Source organism: Streptomyces sp. PSU-S4-23, assembly GCF_055632315.1.
Genome location: NZ_JBVMUU010000002.1, coordinates 1,450,304 through 1,472,484 on the forward strand (window position 1 = coordinate 1,450,304; position 22,181 = coordinate 1,472,484).

20 protein-coding genes and 1 pseudogene are annotated in these 22,181 nt (G+C 72.9%); 9 read left to right on the forward strand and 12 right to left on the reverse strand.

The window, feature by feature from the left end:
- Positions 1 to 3: 3 nt before the first annotated feature.
- The 6 genes from ACZ79I_RS07430 to ACZ79I_RS07455 form a co-directional block, all read right to left on the reverse strand.
- Positions 4 to 1,239, reverse strand: coding sequence for a cytochrome P450 (locus ACZ79I_RS07430; protein WP_471495296.1), 1,236 nt, complete (start codon positions 1,237 to 1,239; stop codon positions 4 to 6).
- 63 nt (positions 1,240 to 1,302) lie between these two features.
- Entirely contained in the window at positions 1,303 to 2,697 is a 1,395-nt protein-coding gene (locus ACZ79I_RS07435) for an NAD(P)/FAD-dependent oxidoreductase (RefSeq protein ID WP_471495298.1), read from the reverse strand.
- Entirely contained in the window at positions 2,687 to 2,932 is a 246-nt protein-coding gene (locus ACZ79I_RS07440) for a ferredoxin (RefSeq protein WP_471495300.1), read from the reverse strand. Before ACZ79I_RS07440 ends, ACZ79I_RS07435 begins: the two co-directional genes overlap by 11 nt.
- Before the next feature lie 64 nt (positions 2,933 to 2,996).
- A complete protein-coding gene (locus ACZ79I_RS07445) occupies positions 2,997 to 3,590 on the reverse strand; it encodes a TetR/AcrR family transcriptional regulator (RefSeq protein ID WP_471495302.1) in 594 nt (197 codons plus the stop codon).
- A gap of 26 nt (positions 3,591 to 3,616) precedes the next feature.
- The gene (locus tag ACZ79I_RS07450) at positions 3,617 to 5,275 is read right to left on the reverse strand and encodes a class I adenylate-forming enzyme family protein (RefSeq protein ID WP_471495304.1); all 1,659 of its coding nucleotides are present in this window, start codon (positions 5,273 to 5,275) and stop codon (positions 3,617 to 3,619) included.
- Positions 5,272 to 6,036 carry an SDR family oxidoreductase gene (locus tag ACZ79I_RS07455; protein WP_471495306.1) on the reverse strand — a complete coding sequence of 255 codons (765 nt, stop codon included), beginning with the start codon at positions 6,034 to 6,036 and terminating at the stop codon, positions 5,272 to 5,274. The genes ACZ79I_RS07450 and ACZ79I_RS07455 overlap by 4 nt, the downstream gene beginning before the upstream one ends.
- A 213-nt stretch (positions 6,037 to 6,249) precedes the next feature.
- Here ACZ79I_RS07455 and ACZ79I_RS07460 point away from each other — a divergent pair, with 213 nt between their 5' ends.
- Both ACZ79I_RS07460 and ACZ79I_RS07465 read left to right on the forward strand, forming a co-directional pair.
- Complete coding sequence (locus ACZ79I_RS07460; protein WP_471495308.1) at positions 6,250 to 7,494, forward strand: exo-beta-N-acetylmuramidase NamZ family protein; 1,245 nt, start codon at positions 6,250 to 6,252, stop codon at positions 7,492 to 7,494.
- 104 nt (positions 7,495 to 7,598) lie between these two features.
- Entirely contained in the window at positions 7,599 to 8,993 is a 1,395-nt protein-coding gene (locus tag ACZ79I_RS07465; protein WP_471495310.1) for a serine-threonine protein kinase, read from the forward strand.
- Between the two features lies 1 nt (position 8,994).
- Here the strand turns inward: ACZ79I_RS07465 and ACZ79I_RS07470 are convergent, their stop codons facing one another.
- Positions 8,995 to 11,775 carry a penicillin acylase family protein gene (locus tag ACZ79I_RS07470; protein ID WP_471495312.1) on the reverse strand — a complete coding sequence of 927 codons (2,781 nt, stop codon included), beginning with the start codon at positions 11,773 to 11,775 and terminating at the stop codon, positions 8,995 to 8,997.
- A gap of 228 nt (positions 11,776 to 12,003) precedes the next feature.
- On the opposite strand from ACZ79I_RS07470, the gene ACZ79I_RS07475 reads away from it, so the two are divergent.
- The 3 genes from ACZ79I_RS07475 (at position 12,004) to ACZ79I_RS07485 (ending at position 14,581) form a co-directional block, all read left to right on the forward strand.
- Entirely contained in the window at positions 12,004 to 12,606 is a 603-nt protein-coding gene (locus tag ACZ79I_RS07475; protein ID WP_471495314.1) for a hypothetical protein, read from the forward strand.
- 67 nt (positions 12,607 to 12,673) lie between these two features.
- Positions 12,674 to 13,405, forward strand: coding sequence for a 3-keto-5-aminohexanoate cleavage protein (locus ACZ79I_RS07480; protein ID WP_471504807.1), 732 nt, complete (start codon positions 12,674 to 12,676; stop codon positions 13,403 to 13,405).
- 108 nt (positions 13,406 to 13,513) lie between these two features.
- The gene (locus ACZ79I_RS07485) at positions 13,514 to 14,581 is read left to right on the forward strand and encodes an RNA ligase (ATP) (RefSeq protein ID WP_471495316.1); all 1,068 of its coding nucleotides are present in this window, start codon (positions 13,514 to 13,516) and stop codon (positions 14,579 to 14,581) included.
- An 18-nt stretch (positions 14,582 to 14,599) separates the two neighbouring features.
- Here the strand turns inward: ACZ79I_RS07485 and soxR are convergent, their stop codons facing one another.
- Positions 14,600 to 15,112 (reverse strand): redox-sensitive transcriptional activator SoxR, encoded by a 513-nt coding sequence (soxR, locus tag ACZ79I_RS07490; RefSeq protein ID WP_471495318.1) that lies wholly within the window; start codon positions 15,110 to 15,112, stop codon positions 14,600 to 14,602.
- A 114-nt stretch (positions 15,113 to 15,226) separates the two neighbouring features.
- Here soxR and ACZ79I_RS07495 point away from each other — a divergent pair, with 114 nt between their 5' ends.
- Positions 15,227 to 15,688 carry a MaoC family dehydratase gene (locus tag ACZ79I_RS07495; protein WP_471495320.1) on the forward strand — a complete coding sequence of 154 codons (462 nt, stop codon included), beginning with the start codon at positions 15,227 to 15,229 and terminating at the stop codon, positions 15,686 to 15,688.
- Here ACZ79I_RS07495 and ACZ79I_RS07500 read toward each other — a convergent pair.
- The 3 genes from ACZ79I_RS07500 to ACZ79I_RS07510 all read right to left on the reverse strand — a co-directional run bounded on the left by ACZ79I_RS07500 (position 15,679) and on the right by ACZ79I_RS07510 (position 18,015).
- The gene (locus ACZ79I_RS07500; protein WP_471495322.1) at positions 15,679 to 16,332 is read right to left on the reverse strand and encodes a TetR/AcrR family transcriptional regulator; all 654 of its coding nucleotides are present in this window, start codon (positions 16,330 to 16,332) and stop codon (positions 15,679 to 15,681) included. The two genes, ACZ79I_RS07495 and ACZ79I_RS07500, sit on opposite strands and share 10 nt — an antisense overlap.
- An 89-nt stretch (positions 16,333 to 16,421) precedes the next feature.
- Positions 16,422 to 16,709, reverse strand: a complete 288-nt coding sequence (locus ACZ79I_RS07505; RefSeq protein ID WP_471495324.1) for a YiaA/YiaB family inner membrane protein — start codon at positions 16,707 to 16,709, stop codon at positions 16,422 to 16,424.
- 154 nt (positions 16,710 to 16,863) lie between these two features.
- Complete coding sequence (locus ACZ79I_RS07510) at positions 16,864 to 18,015, reverse strand: acyl-CoA dehydrogenase family protein (RefSeq protein ID WP_471495326.1); 1,152 nt, start codon at positions 18,013 to 18,015, stop codon at positions 16,864 to 16,866.
- 86 nt (positions 18,016 to 18,101) lie between these two features.
- Here ACZ79I_RS07510 and ACZ79I_RS07515 point away from each other — a divergent pair, with 86 nt between their 5' ends.
- From ACZ79I_RS07515 to ACZ79I_RS07525, 3 genes and pseudogenes are all read left to right on the forward strand, one after another.
- Positions 18,102 to 18,743 (forward strand): TetR/AcrR family transcriptional regulator, encoded by a 642-nt coding sequence (locus ACZ79I_RS07515; RefSeq protein ID WP_471495328.1) that lies wholly within the window; start codon positions 18,102 to 18,104, stop codon positions 18,741 to 18,743.
- Positions 18,744 to 18,787: 44 nt separating this feature from the next.
- A pseudogene (locus tag ACZ79I_RS07520) lies at positions 18,788 to 19,569 on the forward strand (ArsR/SmtB family transcription factor).
- A 146-nt stretch (positions 19,570 to 19,715) separates the two neighbouring features.
- Positions 19,716 to 20,684, forward strand: coding sequence for a DMT family transporter (locus ACZ79I_RS07525; RefSeq protein WP_471495330.1), 969 nt, complete (start codon positions 19,716 to 19,718; stop codon positions 20,682 to 20,684).
- A gap of 412 nt (positions 20,685 to 21,096) precedes the next feature.
- Here the strand turns inward: ACZ79I_RS07525 and ACZ79I_RS07530 are convergent, their stop codons facing one another.
- Positions 21,097 to 22,179 carry a Zn-dependent alcohol dehydrogenase gene (locus tag ACZ79I_RS07530; protein ID WP_471495332.1) on the reverse strand — a complete coding sequence of 361 codons (1,083 nt, stop codon included), beginning with the start codon at positions 22,177 to 22,179 and terminating at the stop codon, positions 21,097 to 21,099.
- Between the last annotated feature and the right edge of the window lie 2 nt (positions 22,180 to 22,181).

A 22,181-nucleotide genomic window follows, 5' to 3' on the forward strand; every position in this document is an offset into this window, starting at 1 on the left:
GCCTCAGGGGCGCACCCCGTCGAGGCCGATGTTCAGATGGCGTGGGCCGCGCAGGACCGCGTTGCGCCGGTAGGGCGGCGGGTCCTCGACCAGCCGGGGAGCGTCGAGCCTGCGGGCGAGTTCGGACAGCGCGATCTGTGCCTCCAGCCGGGCCAGCGGCGCGCCGAAGCAGCTGTGGATGCCGCTGCCGAAGCCGAGGTGCTGGATGTCCTTGCGGTCCGGGTCGAACCGGTCGGGGTCCTCGAAGCGCTCCGGGTCCCTGTTGCCCGCGGCCAGGACGAGCCAGATCCTCGACCCCTGCGGAATGGTGACCCCGCGCACCTCGATGTCCGCGATACAGGTGCGCTGCGGCACGAGCTGCACCGGCGGCTCGTAGCGCAGCAGTTCCTCCACGAGGTTGACGGCCAGGCCCGGCTCGTCGCGCAGCCGGTGCAGGACCTGCGGGTGGCGCAGCAGCGTGAGCATGCCGTTGGTGATCAGGTTGACCGTGGTCTCGTGGCCCGCGATCAGCAGCAGCACCGCGGTGCTGAGCACCTCCGTCATCGTCATGGGGCCGTCGGGGCCGTGACCGGCCACCAGCTCGGACAGCATGTCGGTGCCGGGTTCCCTGCGGCGCTCCTCGACCAGTCCGGCCAGGTACATGCCCAGCTGCATCCGTGTCTCCTGCACGGAGCGCAGGCGGTCGGCCTCGCTCCCGCCCGTTTCCGGGTCCAGGCTGGCGACGAGCGGGTCGATCCAGGCACGGAAGCGCGGCTCGTCCTCGCGCGGCACCCCGAGCAGACGGCAGATGACGGTCACCGGGAAGGGATACGCGAACCGGTCGACCAGGTCGGCCTGCCGTGCGTCCCGCAGTCCGTCGATCAGGCCGGAGACGATCTCGCGGAGTTCGCCGCTCATGGCATCGATCCGGCGGGGGCTGTGCGGCGGGCCGAAGGGCCGGTTGGCCATGCGCCGCAGCCGGTCGTGCTCCGGAGGGTCCAGCCGGATGAAGCTCGGCGGCAGCCCGGCCTCCTCCGGTCCGCCCGGTTCGTCGGCACCCGCGGCGGCGAGGTTGGCGGCGTCGGAGCTGATCCGCGGGTCGTGCAGCAGGCTGCGGATGTCCCAGTAGGAGCCGACGAGGTAGGGGCCGCCCTCCTCCTCGTGCAGCACCGGGGTCCTGCGGAGCTCCTCGTAGAGGGGGTACGGGTCGGCGCGGTTGGCGTAGTCGGTGATCCGGCTCAGGAGCGAGGAGTGCGTCATGGGGGTCCTCGGGGCGTGAGGGGCCGTCGGGGGTGGGGGCGTGGTGCCGGGGGTGGCCGGCGGTCAGGGGCGGCCCGGGGTGAAGACCAGCCGCTGGTCGGCCGGTGAGTAACCGCTGAGGGTCACCGTCGGGCCGTGCGTCGGCAGGGCCGGGTCCGGGAAGTCGGCCGGGACCGGCCGGTGCCCCTCGGGCCGGCGGTCCACGGTGGGGAAGTCCAGGGGGAAGGGCGCGCCGGTCTCGATCAGCCGCTGGTAGAACTGCAGCCATCGTGTGCTGTCGAAGCTCACGGCGGCGATGACACGGTCCTGGTACCCGTACACGCCGACGAACCGGCGCTCGGCGAGCGACCCCTGCGCGATCATGATCTGCTCGCCCAGGGCCGGGACGCCGACCGACTTGATGTTCACCCCGAACTGCGCCGACCAGAAGGCGGGCACCCACAGGTGCGGGCGCCGCTCGGCAGCGGGGCTGATCATGTTGTGCGCGGCGACCTCGGCCTGGGCGACGGCGTTGCCCCAGTGTTCGAGGGACAGGAACTGGTAGCCGAACAGCGGGTGCGGGGACCGCGCGACATCACCGGCGACATAGATGTCGTCGGTGACGATGCCGCGGACGTCGAAGGCCCGGCAGCCCGCGTCGCAGGCGATGCCCCGGGGGCCCGCGCCGAGCCCGGACCCGGCCAGCCATGCGGTGTTGCGCAGCGCGCCCAGCGCGACGACCACGACGTCCGTCTCGACGGTGGCGCCGTCGGACAGATGGGCGGCGCGCACCCGGCCCGCCGTGTCGCCCTCCAGGGCGGTGACCATGATCCCGGTGCGCAGGTCCACACCGTGCTCGCGCTGCAGCCCCGCGGCCACCGCGCCGACCACCCCGCCGAGGGCACCGGCCAGGGGCGCGCCCGCGCGTTCCGCGACGGTGACCTCGATGCCCCTGTCCCGGCAGGCGGAGGCGATCTCCGAACCGGTGAAGCCGGCACCGATGACGAAGACACGGCGCGGCCCGGCCTTCAGCCGTCGGTGCAGACCGGCCGCGTCGTCGCGGGTCCGCAGCACGAAGACCCCGTCCAGCCGGGCCTCGGTCTCCTTCGGCCACGGCCTGGCGTGGACCCCGGTCGCGATCAGCAGCCGGTCGTACTCCACCTCGTCCCCGTCCGCCAGCCGCACCCGGTGGGCGGCCATGTCGAGACCGGTCGCCGCGACGCCGAGGCGCCACGTCGCGTCGATCTCCCGGCGCCGGGGCAGCTCGGTGTGGAGCGGGGACGCCCTGCCCAGCAGGACCGCCTTGGACAGCGGCGGCCGGTCGTACGGCTCGTACGGCTCGTCGCCGATCATGGTGAGCGAACCGGCGAAGCCCTCGGCCCGCAGCGTCTCGGCGGCCCGCAGACCCGCCAGCGAGGCCCCCACGATCACGATCCGGCCCTCGCGTCTGAGCCGTTCCAGGAACGCGTCAGCCGCCACGGGACGTCCCCCGTCCCGTCCCGGTGGACGGGTCGCCGTGATCGTCCGGCCCTTCGGCCGTGATCGCCTGCACCGGGCAGGCCGCGACCGCGCGGGCCAGCCTCTCCCGCTGCTGCTCACCCGGGTGCGGGTCGTAGACGAGCGACTCCTCGCCGTACAGCGCGAAGACGTCCGGCGCGAGGAACGCGCACTGCGCGTATCCCTGGCATCGGTTGAGATCGACGACAAGCCTCATCGGGCCAGCATCGTCAACCGGCGCGGGGCCGCGCGCGCCGGAGCGCGCCGAAGGAGTGACCGCCCTAGGGCCGCAGCGCCCGCAGCAGCAGGTCCGCGAGGTGGTCGGCGACCTCCTGCGGGCTGAGCGGACCCTCCGGGCGGTACCACGTCGACAGGTGGTGCACGGAGCCGAAGTGGTAGTCGACGACCAGGTCGGCGGGCGTCGCCGTGGAGAACACGCCGGCCTTCTGGCCCTCCTCGATCAGGGCGCGGAACCGCTCGTGGTAGCGGCGCCGCTCCGCGCGCACCTGCTTGTTCTTCTCGGGGCTGAGGTGGTGCATGGACCGGAAGAAGATCATCGCGTCGTCGAGGTTCTCGATCGTGGTGACGACGACGTCGGCGGCGGCGGCCCGCAGTCGCTTCTCCACCGGCTCGTCGGCGCCCGCGAAGGCGTCGAGGCGCTCCTGCTGGACGCGCAGCACACGCGCGTACACCTCGTGCAGCAGGTCGTCCTTGGAGCCGAAGTAGTGGTACAGCGCCCCCTTGGTGACGCCGGCGGCCTCGACGATCTCCTGCACGGACGTGCGGTCGTAGCCCTTCTCCGCGAAGAGCCGGGTGGCGGCGGCCAGCAGCCGCTGCGGAACGGGCGTACCGTTCCCGTCCGTCGTTCTGGGCACTGCCGCCACCTGCCTTTCCATGATGTCTACCGGCTCGTCCGCGCCTGGGAACGCAGTTCCCGACGGAGGATCTTCCCACTCGCCGTCTTCGGCAGGTCGGGCAGTATCTCCACCTGCCGCGGGTATTTGTAGGCGGCCAGTCTCTCCCTGCAGTACGCGGCGAGCGCATCCGGGTCGGCCTCCGCACCCGGCCGCAGGCTGATGTAGGCCTTGACGGTCTCCCCGCGGTACCCGTCCGGCACTCCGACGACGGCCGCCTCGCGCACCGCCGGATGGGTGTAGAGGACGTCCTCTACCTCGCGCGGCCACACCTTGAAGCCGGACGCGTTGATCATGTCCTTCTTCCGGTCGACGACGTAGAGCCAGCCCTGTGGATCCATGAACCCTATGTCACCGGTGCGCAGTTCGCCGTCGGGGAACGTCTCGGCGGTGGCCTCGGGGCGCCGCCAGTAGCCGGGCACCACCTGCGGGCCCCGTACGACGATCTCGCCCTGCTCGCCGAACGGCACCTCCTGGCCCCGGTCGTCGACGATGCGGACGACCGTGTCCGGTCCGGGCAGGCCCACGGCCAGGGTCCCGGAGGCCGGGTCCACGGGGGCCTCGTGGCCGGGTGGCACGGAGGCGCAGGGGGCGGTGCACTCGGTGAGGCCGTAGCCGTTGCGGATGTACGGCCCGAAGCCGGCCCGGAACTTCTCCACCAGGGCCGGCGGCAGCGGGGCGCCACCGGAGGAGATGACCTGGAAGGAGGAGAAGTGGCCGGGGGTGACGGAGGGGTGCGCGGCCAGCGCCATGAAGGCGGTCGACGGGCCCACGGTGTAGTGGGGCCGGTGCTCGGCGAACGCGTCGAGCACGACGCCCGCCTCGAAACGGTAGGCGAGCACGAGGGTGCCCGCGCTGTTCAGGCAGGCCGCGAGTTCGACGACCATGCCGGTGATGTGGAACAGGGGTGCCAGCGCGAAGTAGACGGGCACGTCCGGCAGACCGAGCCCCGTGCGCTGCCGCTCGGCGTTGTACATGATGTTGCCGTGCGTGTTGGTGGCGCCCTTGGGGGTGCCGCTGGTGCCCGAGGTGTAGCTGATCAGAGCGATGTCGGACGGGCCGGGCTCGCGGCCCTCGGGGGCCTTGCCGCCCTGCCGGGCGACGGTCACGAGGTCGTCCGCGTCGGGGGCCTGCGGAAGGCGCTCGAAGTCCAGCACACGGGGGTCGTCACGGGTCTGCAGATCCCGTTCGCAGGTGGTCAGCACGATGCGGACGGGGGAGTCGGCGGCCGTCTCGCGCAGATACGCCTCCCAGGCGCGGTCGGAGCACACCAGGGCGCTCACCTCCGCGTCCCGGAGCACATGGGTGACCTCGCCCGCCTTGTACATCGGGTTGACGGGGACGACGCTCGCACCGGCCTTCCAGGCGCCGAGCAGGGCCAGCACGAACTGCGGGGAGTTCTGCAGCAGGATCGCGACCCGGTCGCCGCGCTCCAGGCCGCGGGCGGCGAGGTGCCCGGCGACGGAGTCGGTCAGGGCCTCCAGCGCGGCGTAGGTGATCCGGCCGTCGAAGTAGGTGAGGGCGGTGCGGTCCGCGGGGGCCGTGCGCAGGGCGTGCACCAGGGAGTCCGGGGGGCTGACCGGGGCACGCTGGGCGTCGTTCAGCAGGGCGAGCCAGGGCCGTGCGGCGTAGCAGGACGCGCTCACCGGGTGGCCTCCCACTTCTGCTGGATGTGGTTCATGCCGGTCAGCCAGCGATCCGGCACACCGGCGCGCGCCTGGTAGTACGCGGCGACCTCGGGGTGCGGGAGGATCAGGAACCGGTCCTCCTCGATGCCCTTGAAGAGCGCGTCCGCCACGTCCCCGGGCTCGATGGCGGTCGGCGCGAGCACCAGGTCGCCGGCGCTGCCGGAGGCGGTCAGCATGTCGGTGCGCACGCCCTGGGGGCAGATCGCGTGGACCTTGACCCCGCGGTGACGGTACGTCAGCGAGAGCCACTCGGCGAAGGCGTACGCCCCGTGTTTGGTGACGCTGTACGGGGCGGCGCCGATCATGGTGAGCAGTCCGGCCGCCGAGACCGTGGAGACGAACCGGCCCGCACCGCGCTCCAGCCAGCCCGGCAGGAGGGCGCGGGCCGCGCGGACGTGCGCCATGACGTTCACGTCCCAGGCCGCCGCCCACACCTCCTCGTCGGCGGCCTCGGTGCCGCCGGAGCCGAGGCCCGCGTTGGCGCAGTAGACGTCGACCGTGCCGCCGAGGGCGTCCCGCGCCTCGGTCACGATGGCGGAGGCGTCGCCCGGGACCGCGATGCCGCCGATCTCGTCGGCCACGGCCTTCGCCTTGCCGGCGTCCAGGTCGTTGACGACGACCCGGGCCCCCTCGGCGGCGAAACGGCGGGCCAGGGCGGCTCCGATACCGCCTCCCGCCCCGGTGACGACCACTCCCGCATCCTGCACGGCTTCCACCATCGGTCTCCTTCGACGCGAAGCGAATCGGCTCTGCTGCGAGCGCCAGACTAACCAGTCGGTATGTCCTCGGGGAAGAGGCGGCCGGGGGTGTTGTACCGCTCCGGTGCGCGCGCCGGTGTTCAGGGCCGGTGTTCCTGACTAGCGTTCATGGCCATGACAGTTACGCCATGACAGTTGCGCCATGACAGTTGCGTCGATCACGGAGGTCACCGCATGAGGCTGTCCAGACGAGGGCTGCTCGCCGCGACCGCTGCGGCCGTGCCGCTCCCCGCACCCGCCGCACCCGCCGCGTCCGCCCGGGGCCGCGGCGGACGGCTGCGCACCGGCTTCGAACGCCTGGCGGCGGACGGCTACGCGCCGCTGGAGGGCCGGCGGGTCGGCGTCGTCACCAACCCCACCGGGGTGACCCGGGACCTGCGGCACATCGTCGACGTCATGCACGCCGACGCGCGGGTGGACCTGGTCGCCGTCTTCGGACCCGAGCACGGCTTCCGCGGCACCGCTCAGGCCGGCGGTTCCGAGGGGCGCTACGACGACCCGGCGACCGGACTGCCCGTCTACGACACGTACCTGAAGAGCGGCCGCGCCCTCGCGGACGTCTTCACGGCGTCCGGCGTGGACACCGTCGTCTTCGACATCCAGGACGTGGGCGCCCGCTTCTACACCTACATCTGGACGCTGTACGACTGCATGGAGGCGGCACAGCTCGCGGGAAAGCGGCTCATGGTCCTGGACCGGCCGAACCCCGTGACCGGCCGGTGCGCCCTGGGCCCGGTGCTGCACAAGGAGTTCGCGACCTTCGTGGGACGGCAGCCCGTCTCCCAGGCGCACGGCATGACGGTGGCGGAGCTGGCACGGCTGTTCAACGGCGAGTTCCTGAGCGCGCCGGTGCCGCTGGAGACCGTCCTGATGACGGGCTGGCGGCGCACGGACTTCTACGACGTCTCCGGGCTGCCCTGGGTGCCGCCGAGCCCGAACATGCCGACGCCCGACACCGCGCTCGTCTACTCGGGCACATGCCTCTTCGAGGGCACGAACCTCTCCGAGGGACGTGGCACCACCCGCCCCTTCGAACTGCTCGGCGCGGAGGGGATCGACGGCCGGTGGGCGGCCGAGGCGGAGCGGCTGGGCCTGCTGGGGGTGCACTTCAGGGAGGCGTACTTCGCACCCGCCTTCTCCAAGTTCCAGGGGAAGACCGTGGGGGGCGTGCAGATCCATGTGCACGACCGGGCGGTGTACGACCCCGTGCGCACCGGGATCGCGCTCCTGGTGACCGCCAGGAAGGTCTGGAGCGGCTTCGCATGGCGCTCCGACGACTGGGTCGACAAGCTCACGGGCTCCACACGGGTGCGCACGATGATCGACGCGGACGCGACGGCCGACGAGGTGGTGGCCGCCTGGCAGGACGAGCTGGCGGCTTTCCGGCGGGTGCGTGAGGAGTACCTCGTGTACGGATGAACCGTGACGTCCATACGGATGAGCCGTGACGTATGGCCAACCCTCCCCGTCGGCAGGACGATGCGCTCAGGGCGCGCTCGGCCTCGGGGCAAGGGGGTTGTGTCATGGCGGAACTCGCGATGAGCGTGAGTCCCTACTGGGAGCTGACCTTCGACGCGGACGGCGACGCGGACGGGCCGGAGCGGGACCGGCTGCTCGCGGACGTCGCCCGGCGCGGGGTGCGGGACCTGCTGGTCTTCGCACACGGCTGGAACAACGAGCGCTCCGGCGCGACCCGGCTCTACGACCGCTTCTTCGCGCCGGTGCCCTCGCTGGCGCCCGGGGCCCGCCTCGGCTACGTGGGCGTGATCTGGCCGTCGATGGCGTTCGCCGACGAACCGGTCCCGGACTTCCCGGCGTCGGCGGCCGCGGCGGCGGTCGCGGCGCCCGCGCGGCCGGAACTGGACGAGAGCAGCCGCACCGCGCTCATGGCGGTCTTCCCCGGCCGCGCGGACGTGGTAGAGCAGATCGCGCGGCTGCTGCGGCTGCGCCCGGACGAGGGCCCGTCGCTGCGGGAGTTCGGGCGGCTGGTGGGGCTGCTGGTGGGGCCGCTCCAGGGGCCGCGGGAGCCGCTGAGCGCGTACGCCGCGGACACACCGGCGGAGGGGCTGGCCGGGACCGGCCCGGAGATGCTGCGGGGGGACACGGTACGGGTGTGCGAGGACTTCGCGCGGGCCCTGGAGCGGGTGGAGTCGGCACACGCGCGGGCGGCCGGGGCGCAGGAGTTCGCGTTCACGCCCAGGGGGCTGTGGGACGGGGCGCACGAACTGCTGCGGCAGGCCACGTACTACGCGATGAAGCGGCGCGCGGGAACGGTCGGGGAGCGCGGCCTGGGGCCCGCGATCGGGCGGCTCGCGCACGCGGCGCCCGGCGTGCGCGTGCACCTGGTCGGGCACAGCTTCGGCGGCCGACTGGTGTCGTTCGCCCTGCGCGGGCTGCCGGAGGGCGTGCGCGCGGTGAAGTCCGTGACCCTGCTCCAGGGGGCCTTCTCCCACTACGCGTTCGCGTCCCGTCTGCCCCACGACCCGGGGGCGGGCGGAGCCCTCGCGGGCCGGCAGTCCCGTATCGACGGTCCCCTGGTGTGCTGCTGGTCGCGCTTCGACTCGGCGCTGGCCACGTTCTACCCGCTGGCGTCACGGATGGCCGGGGACGCCCGGTCGGTGGCCGGATGCGTCACCGGGCTCGCCGAGGGATTCGACATCGGCCGCTTCCTGGGGCCGAAGTGGGGCGCGATGGGGCACGACGGGGTGCAGGCGGTGGACGGCACCGAGGACCTCGCGCTCGCCGACGTGCTGCGGGGCGCGCTGCCGGCGTCGGGCTGTGTGAACGTCGACGCGTCCGCGGTGGTGCGCCGCGGCGGGCCCCCGGCCGGCGCGCACGGCGACATCGTGCACCGGGAGCTGGCACAGGTGGTGCTGGCGGCGGGCCGGGTGGGCCGGCCCGCCGCCGCTGGGGACTGACCTACCGGTGTGAGGCGTACTCCACGACCTGCTGGAAGGTCGGCCGGTTCTGCCAGCTGATCTTGCCGTGCTTGATGCCGCCGAGCGGGCGCTGGACGATCGCGTCGGCGCACCACTGGTCGCCGGCCGAGCACTGGTCGTCGCCGGGGTAGACCTGGGAGGCGGTCTTGCCGGCGGCGTCCTTCAGCGTGGTGATCAGCATGTCCCGGCAGGAGGCCAGGCTGCCGCCGCCGCAGTACGTCCGCGCCAGCGGACCCTGCACCGTCTCACCCAGTACCGCCCGCATGTCCTTGTCGACATAGCTCCACCAGCCGTACTGGAAGGCGCTTCCGGCGTGCCCGCCGGTCGGGCCGTGCCCGGCCGACGGGGACTCGTCGACCGGCAGGTTGGCGGTCAGCGCCGTGTACAGGTCGGTACCGAGACCGGGCTCGAACTCGGCCTTGACCAGCAGCGGCCACCAGGCGTCCAGGACGCGGATCGCGTCGGCGTCGGCGTACGTCTTCGAACCCGCCGAGGTCTCCGTGCGCTTCGCGCCCGCCGACAGCCAGGCGGACAGCTTGTCCACCGCAGCCGCCGCCGTGGAGTCGGTCACCGGGGAACTGTTGATCACCTTCAGCAGCTTCGGCAGGACGTCCTCGGCACGCAGATCGGCGAGGGCGGCGTCCGCCATCGCCTTCGTCAGCGAGGCCCTGGTCACCCCGCCGGCCGCGACCAGCTTCTGCACCCGGTCCTCCAGCAGGTCCCCGCGGTGCACGGAGCCTTCGCCCCAGGATCCGGCCGTGTAGTCCTTGGCGATCTTGTTGTTCCAGGAGACGTAGTAGTCCTGGTCGATGGAGTTGGGGTGTGCGGACGGCGGCGTGTAGTCCGCCGTGTTCGCCGCCGGGTCCCAGTTCCTCCATTCGTACGCCGCCTGCGCCCACACCGGGAACTCGGCGTCGACGCCGCTCGCGCGCACCGGGTTGTCACCGCTGTTGTAGTACGCGGTGTGCTGCGAGTCGGCGTAGAACCAGTTGAACGTGTAGTTGATGTGCTGCACCGCGCTCTGGAAGTCCTGCGGGCCCTTGACGTAGTCCGGGTCGTTCAGCATCTGGAAGCCGATGATCGAGTCGGTCTCGTGCAGGTAGGACGAGCGCAGGGTGGTGTAGGCGACCTTCTTGCCGCCGACCGTGGCGCGGTACTCCACGGGCCCGTACTTCGTGCGCCACACCCGCATGGTGTAGGAGCCGTCCGGGGTGGAGTCGGCGAGGGTCTTCTTCCAGGAGTTCGTCCGCTCGACCTTGTCCATGGCGGTGCAGGTGCCGTGGTACAGGTAGTGGTAGTCGTCCTGGCACAGCTCGACCGCGTAGGTGTCGATGATGTCCTGGCCGGAGCTCGTGGCGCTCCACGAGTAGTCCTGGCCGCGGCCCAGTTCGACGTACATGCTCAGGCCCGCGAAGGAGGCGCCGCGGGCGCTGATGCCCGGGCCCTGGATCTCCTGGAGCATGAGCAGCTGTGGCGCGAAGTAGCCGGTCTGCGGGCCGAAGACGGCGATCGGGTGGCCGCTGGCGGTGTGCTTGCCGCTCACCAGGAGGGCGTTGGACATGCCGCGCTTGGCGGAGGTCAGCGCGGTGGCGGCGGCCTTCGCGGAGGTGCTTGCGGCACTGGCGGTCGCCGCGCTGCCGGTGCGGTCGTATACGAGCTGTTCCCGGGTGACCGAGCCTGCGTCGGGCAGCGCCCCGCCCTGCGCGCTCGCGGGCTTCGACGCGTACGGGAAGCTCTCACCGTTGTGGACGGTGAGCACGGCCTCGGGGTCGTTGCGCTCGCGGAAGGACTCCCAGACCCTGGTGCCTTCCGCCACGCCGTACTTGGACTGGGCGGCGAGCAGGGACAGCGCGTTGTTGACCTCGCCGCCACCGCCGGAGCCGAAGAGGGCGCCGATGACGGAGGAGAGCGCCACCATGTCGGTGACCTTGAAGTGCTCGATGGTGCCGGCGTTGGTGATGGGGTCCTTGTGGCCCGTCAGGTCGTACTCGCCGGGGAAGTAGAGGCCGCTGTCGGAGGCGTCGATGTAGGCGTTGACGCCGGCGAGGTAGGCGTTGACGTCGGCGAGGGCCTGCTGGCCGCGGGCGCCGGCGCCGGCCACCGCGCGGTCGATCTGGGCCTGCAGATCGGCCTCGGTGTAGGGCGCGTTGCGCCAGAACTCCTGCTCCAGGCCCTGGTTGGCGGCCGCACCGCCCGCGAACGACGTCAGCTCGCCGCGTCCGACGTGCCGGAAGACGTCCATCAGCCACAGCCGGTCCTCGGCCGCGGCATAGCCGGCGCCGAACTCGGTGCCGTACCGGGTGGTGCCGGTGATGTGCGGGACGCCCGTCTTCTTGTCGCGGACGATCGTCACGTCGTCACGCCCGGCGGGCTTCTCGGTGGAGGCGACCTGGTCGGACGGGACCCCGAAGGACGCGTCGTTGAAGAAGTCGTTGATCTTCGCGTCGGTGAGCGAGGAGTGGCCCGTGGCCAGGTTGGCGTAGGGGCCGAGCTGGTCCTCGGCGTGCTTGGGCTGGGTGCCGAACACCTGGTGGAGCAGGATGTCGGCGAGGGTGGCGTTGCCGTTCTCACCGGGCGGGAGGATGTCGGAGCACTGGCCGCCGCAGTAGTCGTTGGTGGCCGTCGTGGCGGCCGCCGCCTGGGTGAGCGGCGACAGAAGACCGCCTACGAGGATGCATATCGCGGCGGCCTTGAGGAACTTCGGAAATCTGCGGGGAGTTCTCAGTCTGTCCAGAGCGTTGCGTGGGGTGCGCCATGACATGGCGGCTCCTCCCGAACGGAGTGGGGGCGGGCGGACGTTACCGCTTGGTATCCCCGCGATTGAAGTTGAACATGCGTCACTTTTTCAATGGTTCGGCAGGCGGAGGATGAAGATCATCGAAAATCGGATGGAGCCGGATCGCTTGTCGATACGTCTATTCGGCGACGTCCGTACGACGACGCCGAAGTGACCGCAGTACAGGTGCAGGTGTGACGGAGGTGCAGGGCGATGGCCGGTTTCCGGAGTCTGGCGAGACAGGTGCGAGATCCCGGGTGCGATCTGGCACTACGGCGCTACTCACTGCGCAAGTGCCTTGAGAAGTTCGCCCCTTACGGGCATCGGGCGACCTGGGACCATCTGTGTTCCCGGGCCGGGTTCGGTCCCGAGGACCGCTCCCCCGATCCGGCGCGGCTCGTGGCCGCACTGGACGAGCTGGAGGAGGCCCGTTCCGTCTGGCTCGCCTACGAGGCGGAGTTCACCGAACGCCGCAGGAGGGAGAAGCACGACGGACTGCGCAGGCCGGGCAGTGTGGACGACTGGCACCGGCTGACCTGGGGCGGATTCGGGGTCGCCTGGTGCGACGATCCTCGCGTCCACCCTCACGGGCCACTGGCCGAGGTGCTGCGCCGGCTCATCGCCGCACTGGAGCGCGAGCCGGGCTCGGTCTGCCCGGTGTGCGCCGGTGAGCGCCTGGTCTGGAAGCACGACCTGGCCCATGAACCGTCGTCCGGCCCGGTCTGCACCGGCTGCGGCATCGTGGTGCCGCGGCCCGTGCTGACGCCCGGGGCCCTGGCGGAGGCCAGGCGCGCTCGGCTGCTGGTGTCGGCCTGAGGGCGCGGGGGTGCGCCGGGGGATGCCGCACCCCCCGTTGCCGGTGGCGTCCGGCACCCTGGACGCCATGGTGCAGGTGTGTGTGAACGGTACGCGGGCAGCGGCGGACGGCACGGCCGTGCCGATGTCGCCGGGCGCGATGGCCGAGTCGGCGGCGGCCGCCGTGGCGGCCGGGGCGTCGGACGTCCATGTCCATCCCAAGACGCCGTGCGGCCGGGACACGTTGTCGGCGAGGGCGGTCGCGGCCGCCCTCGGGGAGATACGGGCGCGCGTGGCCGTCCCCGTCGGTGTCACCACCGGGGCCTGGGCCGAGCCCGACCCGGCCGCGCGGGTGGAGCGCATCCGCGCATGGACGGTGCTGCCGGACCACGCGTCGGTCAACTGGCACGAACCGGGCGCGGAGTCGGTCGCGGCGGCGCTGATCGCCCGCGGAGTCGGGGTGGAGGCCGGCATCTGGTCCGGCACCGACGGGGCGGCACGGTTCACGGCGTCGCCGCTCCGCCCGCGGGTGCTGCGGGTGCTCGCGGAGGTGACCGATCCGGATCCCGACAGCGCGGAGGAGACGGCGCGCGCCCTGCTGTCCGACCTCGGCGGCGTCCTGCCCCCTCCCCCGGTGCTGCTGCACGGCGAGGGGGCCGGCGCCTGGCCGCTGCTGCGTCTCGCCGGGCGCCTCGGTCTGGCGGCCCGCATCGGCCTGGAGGACACACTGCTCCTGCCGGACGGCGAACGAGCGGAGTCGAACGCCCAGTTGGTGAGGGAGGGCCTGGCCCAGTACCGCCGGGCCCGGCGGCCGGCGTAGGGCGAGGAGGAAGGGCACGCTACCAGCCGCAAATCCGCTCGCTCCACGCCTTTCGCACACGGACAGTTGGGGGCGATGAAACACGGCTGAGCAACCCGAGGAGTCCCGATGTCGACGCTGCGCGTCACCGCCGAAGTGCTGACCGTCCATGAGCATCCCAACGCCGACGCGCTCGAACTGGCCCAGGTGGGCCTGTACCGGGCCGTCGTCGCGAAGGGCCAGTACCGCACCGGTGACACCGCCGTCTACATCCCCGAGCAGTCCGTGCTGCCGCCGGAGCTGATCGAGGAGCTGGGGCTGACCGGACGGCTCGCGGGCAGCGGGTCCGACCGGGTCAAGGCGGTCCGGCTGCGCGGCGAGCTGTCCCAGGGCATCGTGTGCCGCCCCAGGGCGCTGGCGCGAGTCGACCTCGCGCGGGCCGCCGCCGAGGGCACCGACTTCGCGGAGGCACTGGGCATCACGAAGTGGGTGCCGCCGGTTCCGCCCACCATGAACGGCGAGGTCGAGTCCGCGCCCGACCTGCTGCCCTGGGTCGACATCGAGAACGTCCAGCGCTATCCGGACGTCTTCGCTCCCGGTGAGCCGGTGGTCCTGACCGAGAAGCTGCACGGCTCGGCGTGCCTGCTCACGTATGTCGCGGACGGGGACCGGGTGCTCGTGTCCTCGAAGGGGTTCGGCGCCAGGTCCCTGGCGCTCGTGGAGGATCCGCGCAACCTGTACTGGCGGGCGGTGCGCGGCCACGGCGTCCCCGAGGCCGCGGCGCGGCTCGCCGAGCGGCTCGGCGCGCGCCGGGTGGGGATCTTCGGCGAGGTGTACGGGGCGGGGGTCCAGGACCTGACGTACGGGGCCGACGGCCGCCGCGACACGCTCGGGTTCGCGGTCTTCGACGTGGCCGCGGAGATCGACGGGGCGCTGCGCTGGCTGGACGCGCAGGCTCTGCTGGAGGGCGAACTGCCGCTGGTGCCGCGGCTGTACGAGGGACCGTACGACATCGCACGCGTGCTGGAGTTCGCCTCGGGGCGCGAGACGGTCTCCGGTCGCGGGCTGCATCTGCGCGAGGGTGTGGTGATCCGCCCGGTCACCGAGCGCCGCAGCCCGGTGACCGGCGGCAGGGCGATCGCCAAGGCGGTCAGCCCCGCGTATCTCACCCGCAAGGGCGGGACCGAGTACGAGTGACCGGGGGCCGGGGACCGCTCAGCGGCGGTCCCCGGCCGCCTCGCACGGGTCGGGCCCGCGCCGCCGCCGCGCGGGGCCGGCACCCACCAGCAGCCGCGAGCCCGATCCGCGTTCGCCGAAGGCGTCGTCCGGGTTGGACAGGACGCAGGTCTCCAGGGACAGGCAGCCGCAGCCGATGCAGTCCGTGAGGTGGTCGCGGAGCAGTCTGAGCTGGTTGATCCGCTCGTCGAGTTCGGAGCGCCAGGCCGCCGAGAGCCGGGCCCAGTCCTCCCGGGTCGGCGTCCGTTCCTCGGGGAGCTCGGCGAGCGCCTCGCGGATGATGGCCAGCGGGATGCCGACGCGCTGCGCGGCACGTACGAAGGCGACCCGGCGCAGCGCGTCGCGCTGGTAGCGGCGCTGGTTGCCCGCTGTGCGGCGACTGCTGATCAGGCCCTTCGACTCGTAGAAGTGCAGGGCGGAGACGGCGGCGCCGCTGCGGGCGGACAACTGGCCGACGGTCAGCTCATGGATCTTCTCGGTGATCTGGGGCACCCCTCAGAGCCTACCGACCACGTCACCCTCCCGGTCCGTTGACATGCGCCCCGCACCCGACCATGCTAAGCAGTTGCTTAGAGATGGTGACTTCGTGACGCGAGAGGCCGGGACATGGCAGAGCCGAGGACCTTCACGTCCGCCGACGAGCTGAAGGCGGCGGTGGGCGAGCAACTGGGGTACAGCGACTGGGTGGAGATCGACCAGAAGCGGATCGACCTGTTCGCCGATGCCACGGGCGACCACCAGTGGATCCATGTGGACCCGGAGAGGGCGGCCGCGGGCCCCTTCGGCACCACCATCGCGCACGGCTATCTCACGTTGTCGCTGCTCCCGCTGTTCGGGCCGCAGCTGATCCATGTCGAGGGCGTGAAAATGGGCGTCAACTACGGGACGAACAAGGTCCGTTTCCCCGCCCCGGTCCCGGTCGGCTCCCGGCTGCGGGCCACCGCGACGATCACGGGCGTCGACGATGTGCCGGGCGGGGTGCAGGTGACCGTCGCCTTCACCGTGGAGCGCGAGGGCGGCGACAAGCCGGTGTGCGTGGCCGAGTCGGTGTCGCGGTACTACGTCTGAACCGCCGCGGACGACGGCTGCCGCCGCGCCCCCACCATGCGCAGCACGAGGTCGGCGTAGAGCGCGCCGACCTCGTCGGGGGTGCGCGGGCCGTCGACCCGGAACCAGCGCGCCACGTCGATGCAGAGCGAGAGCACGGCGAGGGTGGTGCCGCGCACGTCGGGCACGTCGAACTCGCCCGCCGCCACGCCGTCCTCGATGATCCCGCGCGCCTCGGCGTCGACCTGGCGGCGCAGGGCGATGATCTCGGCGCGCGACTCGGGGCCGAGCGCGTCCAGTTCGTACTGGACGACCCGCGCGATGGTGTGCTGCGCCGCATGCCAGCGGACGAAGGACGCCACGGCCTCGGCGAGCCGCTCGGCGGCGCTCCCCTCGCCCTTCGCCGCGGTGCGCAGCACCTCCAGGGCCTTCTCGTGCCCGATCCGGCTGATGCGGTGGAGCAGTTCTTCCTTGGTCTTGTAGTGGATGTAGAGCGCGGCCGGGCTCATGCCCGCGCGGCCCGCGATGTCGCGGGTCGTCGTGGCGTGGTAGCCACGCTCGGCGAAGGCTTCGACGGCGGCCACGAGCAACCGCCGCGCCGCGTCAGGGGTGACCTCCGCCCACGGCTGCATCCCGTCGTCGGCCGTCTCCTCCGCCGTACTCATCGCTCGCCCCTTCCACCGGCAGGACGAACACCATACCGCCCAAGGTGAGCGAGCGCTTAGAGAGCCCGCCTGCCGGCGCCCGAAACGCGTCAGACCTTCTCGAACGGGTCGTGTTCGGCGAGGAGCTTCTCCAGCCGTGCCTGGTCGACCCGGCTGACGAGCTGACCGGCCTCCTGCCGGTCCCGGATCACCTTGGCCAGGGTGAAGGCCGAGGTCACGAGGTAGAGGACGGCGATCCCGAGGAAGCCCCGCACCCAGGCGTCGGCGTGCAGTCGGAAGATCCCGACGGCGGTGGCCGCCAGGGCTACGGCGAACGACGCGACGGCCTGGCCGTAGAAGGCGGCCGTGCTCTGCTGTCTGACCGGAGTCTCATTCATGCGGACCAGGGTCGGCGGGCGGGGCCCCGGCCGCATCCGTCGCGATACTCAGGCGGGTACTCAGCCACGGGATGCCCCGCCGGTGCGGACGCCGCCCCGTCCGGCTGCGGCGCGCGGCGGCCGCCGGCGTGCGCCGCGGCCCGACCGGGCGGCCTCAGAACGCCGAAACCCCCGTCAGCGCGCGCCCGATCAGCAGTTTCTGGATCTGGCTCGTGCCCTCGTAGAGGGTCATCACCCGGGCGTCGCGCAGGAGTTTGCCCGCGGGGTACTCGTCGATGTACCCGTAGCCGCCGAACACCTGGAGGGCGTTGTTCGCGGCGCGGACGGCCGCCTCGGACGCGAAGAGCTTGGCCTTGGATGACTCGACGGCGAAGGGCAGACCGCGGTCGATCAGGTCGGCCACCCGCCAGGTCAGCAGCCGCGCCGCGTCCACGTCGACGGCGATGTCGCTGATGAGCTCCTGGACGAGCTGGTGGTGGGCGATGGGCGCGCCGAACTGCTCGCGCTCGCCGGCGTACCGGACGGCCGCGTCCAGGGCCGCTCTGGCGATGCCGACACAGCCGGCCGCGACCGACATGCGCCCCTTGGCGAGCGCGGACATCGCGACGGAGAACCCCTTGCCCTCGGGCCCCAGCATCGCGGAGGCGGGCACCCGGACGTCCTCGAGGACCAGCTCGGCGGTGGCCTGGCCGCGCAGGCCGAGCTTGCCGTGGATGGCGCGGCGGGTCAGACCGGGCGTGTCGGCCGGCACCAGGAAGGCGGAGACACCCTTGTGTCCGGGGGCGTCGGTGGAGCGGGCGAAGAGGAGCACAACATCGGCCCAGGTGCCGTTCGTGATGAACATCTTGGCGCCGTTGATCACGTAACCGTCGCCGTCCCGGACCGCCTTCGTGGTGAGGTTGCCCGCGTCGGACCCGGTGCCCGGCTCGGTGAGCCCGAAGCAGCCGACGTACTCGCCGGAGGTGAGCCCCGGAAGCCACCGCCGCTTCTGCTCCTCGCTCCCCCAGTGGGCGATCGTCTTGGCGACCAGGCCGAGCGAGACGGACACGATGCCGCGCACGGACGAGTCTCCACGGCCCAGTTCCTCGGTCACCAGGCAGTACGCGAGGTGGTCGCCGCCCGACCCGCCGTACTCCTCGTCGATGGTGAGCCCGAGGAAGCCGACCTCGCCCAGCTTCTTGACGATCGACCGGTCGACTTCCTCGGCCCGGTCCCAGGTCACGACGTGCGGGGCGATCTCGCGGTGCACGAAGTCCTCGGCCAGTCGCCGCACGGCGGCCTGCTCCTCGCTGAGCTCCAGGTTCACGGCATGTCACCCCAAGGGAAGTCTTTGAATCCCGCACATTTAAATTAGCACTGCTAGTTTCACTGCGCAGCCCTACTATGTGCGCCATGGCCCGACCGCGCAAGCCCCTGCTCAGCACCGACCGCATCGTCGACACGGCCCGGGCGCTGGTGGACACGGAGGGCCTCGCGGCCGTCTCGACACGCCGGCTCGCCGCCGAACTCGGGGTCAGCGGCCCGTCCCTCTACAACCACTTCCGCACCAAGGACCAGATCCTGGAGGCGGTGGCGGACTCCGTCAGCGGACAGGTCGACCTGTCGATGTTCGAGGACGGCCGGGACTGGCGGACCGCGCTGCACGACTGGGCGGTCTCCTACCGCAGGGCCCTGCGCGACCACCCGAACATCGTGCCCGTCCTGGCCCGCGGCCCCGGCCGCCGCCCGGCCGCGCTGCGCCTGGCCGACGCCGTGTACGGCGCCATGGTCGAGGCGGGCTGGCCGCCCGCGCAGGCCACCTCCATCGGCGCGCTGATGCGCTACTTCGTCATGGGGTCCGCGCTCGGCTCGTTCGCCGGCGGCTTCGTCGACGACCGGACCGCGTACGACCCGGCCGACTACCCCCACCTCGGCCAGGCCCACCTCCTGGCCGAACAGCAGGAGAAGATCGACGAACGGGCCTTCGAGACCGGGCTGACGGCGCTGCTCGACGGGCTGGAGCGGCAGTACGAGCGGCTCGGAGCGGGCGCGTAGGCCGGGTCGGCATCGTTCGGTGGGCGCCGAAGCATGCGTGCCCCATGCTGGGAGGCATGACCACCGGGAACAGGGGCCGGACGCGGGCCCGGGACCGTCAGGCGCCCGGCCTCGCGGCGTTCGCCGGCCTGATCGCCGACGAGACGCAGGCCGCCTGTCTGCTGGCACTGCTCGACGGACGGGCGTGGACCGCGGGTGAGCTGGCGCGGCACGCGGGCGTCGCGCCGTCGACACTGAGCGAACACCTGGGCAAGCTCGTCGCCGGCGGGCTGCTGGCCGAGGAGCGGCAGGGCCGGCACCGGTACGTGCGGCTGGCCGGCGCGCGGGTCGCCCAGCTCGTGGAGGATCTGGCCGCGCAGACCGCGCCCGATCCCGCGGCGCTGCGGCCCCGCACCTTGCGGGAGTCGAGCGCCGGGGGCGCCATGGCCCGCGGGCGCACCTGCTACGACCATCTCGCCTGGGGGCACCTCCCACGCCCTTCAGGCAGTGGGGGAGGCTCGGCATCGCCGTCACCGACGCGCTGGCGGCGCGCGGACTGCTGCGCCGGGACACGGGTTTCGCGCTCACGGACGCGGGCCTGCGGTGGTTCGACGCCGCCGGCATCACGCTCGACCGCGGGAGCCGCCGCCCACTGGCCCGTGCCTGCCTCGACTGGACCGAGCGCCGCCACCATCTCGCGGGCGTGGCGGGCGCGGCCCTGTGCCGGCACGCCCTGGACGCGGGCTGGTGCGTACGCATCGGCTCCGAGCGTGCCGTGAAGGTCACGGCGGCGGGCGAACGCTCGCTGGCCGAGCTCCTCGGCATCGAGGCGGCGGCACTGCGCTGATCCCGGCGGCAGGCTCACGGTCCGGGGGCACCTCCTGCCCCTGCCCCTGCCCCTGCCCCTGCCCCTGCCCCTGCCGTACGGCGCTCCCCCTCTCGACGTCGCAAAACCGCAAGCCCTCGATCCGCCCCGTTCCTAGCCTGTGGAGCATGATGAACGCCTCCTCGCCCCGTTCCGCCCGTCGCGCCGATCTGCTCGCCGCGGGCGCGGCCACGGTCACCGTGGTGCTCTGGGCCTCCGCCTTCGTGTCGATCCGCAGCGCGGGCTCCGCCTACGCGCCGGGCGCGCTGGCCCTGGGGCGCCTGCTGTCCGGGGCGGTCGCGCTCGGGCTGCTGTGGACCGTGCGGCGGGAGGGGCTGCCGCCCCGTACCGCGTGGCGGGGCATCGCGATATCCGGTGTGCTGTGGTTCGGGTTCTACATGGTCGCGCTCAACTGGGCCGAGCAGCAGGTGGACGCGGGGACGGCCGCGCTGGTGGTCAACATCGGGCCGATCCTGATCGCGCTGCTGAGCGCGCGACTGCTCGGCGACGCCATGCCGCCCCGGCTCCTGACGGGAATGGCGGTGTCGTTCGCCGGGGCGGTCGCCGTGGGGCTGTCGATGTCCGGCGGGGGCGGGTCCTCGGTCCTCGGGGTCGTGCTCTGCGTCCTCGCCGCGACCGCCTACTCGTTCGGGGTCGTCGCGCAGAAGCCGGCCCTGGCCGCGGCGAGCGCGCTGCAGGTGACGACGTTCGGGTGCCTCGTCGGTGCCGTCGCGTGTCTGCCGTTCGCCGGGCAGCTGGTGCACGACGCCGCCCGCGCGCCGCTGCCCGCGACGCTCAACATGCTCTACCTGGGCGTCTTCCCGACCGCGCTCGCCTTCACGACGTGGGCGTACGCCCTGGCCCGCACGACCGCGAGCCGGATGGGCGCGACGACGTACGCCGTGCCCGCGCTGGTGGTCCTGATGTCGTGGCTGTTCCTCGACGAGGTGCCGGGGCCGCTGACGCTCGGGGGCGGCCTGCTGTGCCTGGCCGGGGTGGCGGTGTCCCGGTCGCGGCCGCGCGCCGCGTCGCTCCGGCGCGGGGCCGCGGCCGGGGGGCCGGCTCCGCGGCAACGGCCCGAGCGCGAACGGGCCTGAGGTGCGCACGCTCAGCGCGTACGCGCCGCCCTGACCGCCGGGGCACCTGACCGCCGGGGCACCTGACGCCGGAGCCCTGACGCGGACGACGGCGATCGCCGGGTCCTGCCCGCACCGGTAGGCGAAGAGGGACGCGGGCGCACCGTGGACCCCGGCCACCCGGACCGGCCACAGTCACGGTCGCGGCGCGGCGCGGCGGCGCGGACCGGCCGCAGTCACGGTCGCAGCGCGGCGCGGCAGCGCGGTGCGGCGCGGCGCGGACCAGCCGCAGTCACGGTCGCAGCGCGGCGCGGCAGCGCGGCGCGGCGCGGCGCGGCGCGGACCAGCCGCAATCGCGGTCGCAGCGCGGCGCGGCAGCGCGGACCGGCCGCAGTCACGGTCGCAGCGCGGCGCGGCAGCGCGGTGCGGCCTCCTAGAAGACCACCAGCGCGCGGCCGCCCTTCCCCGCCCGCATGTTCTCGAACGCCGCGGGGATGCCCTCCAGGGAGATCCGCTCCGTCACCAGGGCGCCCAGGTCGAGGCGGCCGGCCACGATGTGCTCACCCAGCGCGGGCAGGTCGCGCGCCGGGTCGCAGTTGCCGTAGACGCAGCCCGAGAGGGTGCGCCCCCAGTGGAAGATCTCCAGGGCGTTGAACACGACCTGCTGGTCCTTGCCGCCGATGCCGACGACCGTCGTACGGCCGCCGCGGCGCGTGCAGTCCCAGGCCGCACGGATGCTGACCGCGCGTCCCACGCACTCCACCGCCACATCGGCCCCCTGCTTGTCCGTGAGGGCGCGGATCTCGCGGGCCGTGGCGTCGGAGGCGAGGACGAAGTCGGTCGCTCCCGCCCGCCGCGCCAGTTCCTCCTTGTCCGGGGACACGTCCACGGCGATGATGCGCTCCGCGCCCGCGATCCGTGCCGACTGGAGCGTCGCGAGGCCCACCCCGCCGGCGCCGAACACGGCCACCGTCTCCCCCGGCCGTACCCGCGCCGCGTGGTGCACGGCCCCGTAGCCCGTGAGCACCGCGCAGCCCAGCAGGGCCGCGTCGGTGAGCGGCACCCCGTTCGGCACCGGCAGCACACAGGACGCCGCCACCACCGTCTCCTCGGCGAACGCGGCCACGTTCAGACCGGGATGCAGATCCGTGCCGTCGTCGGCGCGGCGGGCGTACACGTCGCCGGCCCCGGTCAGCGCCTCGGCGCACAGCCACACCTCGCCCAGCGCGCAGGCGTGGCAGCTCCCGCAGGACGGCGCCCAGTTGAGGACGACCCCGTCGCCGGGCGCGACATGGGTGACGCCCTCCCCCACGGACACCACCGTCCCCGCCCCCTCGTGGCCGAGGACGGCGGGCACCGGCACCCGCATGGTGCCGTCGGACAGGGACAGGTCGGAGTGGCAGACCCCGGCGGCGGCCAGCCGGACCCGGACCCGGCCGGGGCCCGGCTCGGGCAGCTCGATCCCGGTGACCTCCAGCGGGGCACCGACGGCGGGCAGGACAGCGGCACGGATCATCT

Excerpts from the sequence above, each read along its gene's own strand:
- ACZ79I_RS07530 (WP_471495332.1), bottom strand. The coding sequence starts at position 22,179 with ATGATCCGTGCCGCTGTCCTGCCCGCCGTCGGTGCCCCGCTGGAGGTC.
- ACZ79I_RS07495 (WP_471495320.1), top strand. The coding sequence starts at position 15,227 with ATGGCAGAGCCGAGGACCTTCACGTCCGCCGACGAGCTGAAGGCGGCG.
- ACZ79I_RS07470 (WP_471495312.1), bottom strand. The coding sequence starts at position 11,775 with ATGTCATGGCGCACCCCACGCAACGCTCTGGACAGACTGAGAACTCCC.
- ACZ79I_RS07430 (WP_471495296.1), bottom strand. The coding sequence starts at position 1,239 with ATGACGCACTCCTCGCTCCTGAGCCGGATCACCGACTACGCCAACCGC.
- ACZ79I_RS07440 (WP_471495300.1), bottom strand. The coding sequence starts at position 2,932 with ATGAGGCTTGTCGTCGATCTCAACCGATGCCAGGGATACGCGCAGTGC.
- ACZ79I_RS07515 (WP_471495328.1), top strand. The coding sequence starts at position 18,102 with ATGGCCCGACCGCGCAAGCCCCTGCTCAGCACCGACCGCATCGTCGAC.
- ACZ79I_RS07455 (WP_471495306.1), bottom strand. The coding sequence starts at position 6,036 with ATGGTGGAAGCCGTGCAGGATGCGGGAGTGGTCGTCACCGGGGCGGGA.
- ACZ79I_RS07480 (WP_471504807.1), top strand. The coding sequence starts at position 12,674 with ATGGTGCAGGTGTGTGTGAACGGTACGCGGGCAGCGGCGGACGGCACG.
- ACZ79I_RS07460 (WP_471495308.1), top strand. The coding sequence starts at position 6,250 with ATGAGGCTGTCCAGACGAGGGCTGCTCGCCGCGACCGCTGCGGCCGTG.
- ACZ79I_RS07500 (WP_471495322.1), bottom strand. The coding sequence starts at position 16,332 with ATGAGTACGGCGGAGGAGACGGCCGACGACGGGATGCAGCCGTGGGCG.
- ACZ79I_RS07475 (WP_471495314.1), top strand. The coding sequence starts at position 12,004 with ATGGCCGGTTTCCGGAGTCTGGCGAGACAGGTGCGAGATCCCGGGTGC.
- ACZ79I_RS07525 (WP_471495330.1), top strand. The coding sequence starts at position 19,716 with ATGATGAACGCCTCCTCGCCCCGTTCCGCCCGTCGCGCCGATCTGCTC.
- ACZ79I_RS07465 (WP_471495310.1), top strand. The coding sequence starts at position 7,599 with ATGGCGGAACTCGCGATGAGCGTGAGTCCCTACTGGGAGCTGACCTTC.
- ACZ79I_RS07485 (WP_471495316.1), top strand. The coding sequence starts at position 13,514 with ATGTCGACGCTGCGCGTCACCGCCGAAGTGCTGACCGTCCATGAGCAT.
- ACZ79I_RS07505 (WP_471495324.1), bottom strand. The coding sequence starts at position 16,709 with ATGAATGAGACTCCGGTCAGACAGCAGAGCACGGCCGCCTTCTACGGC.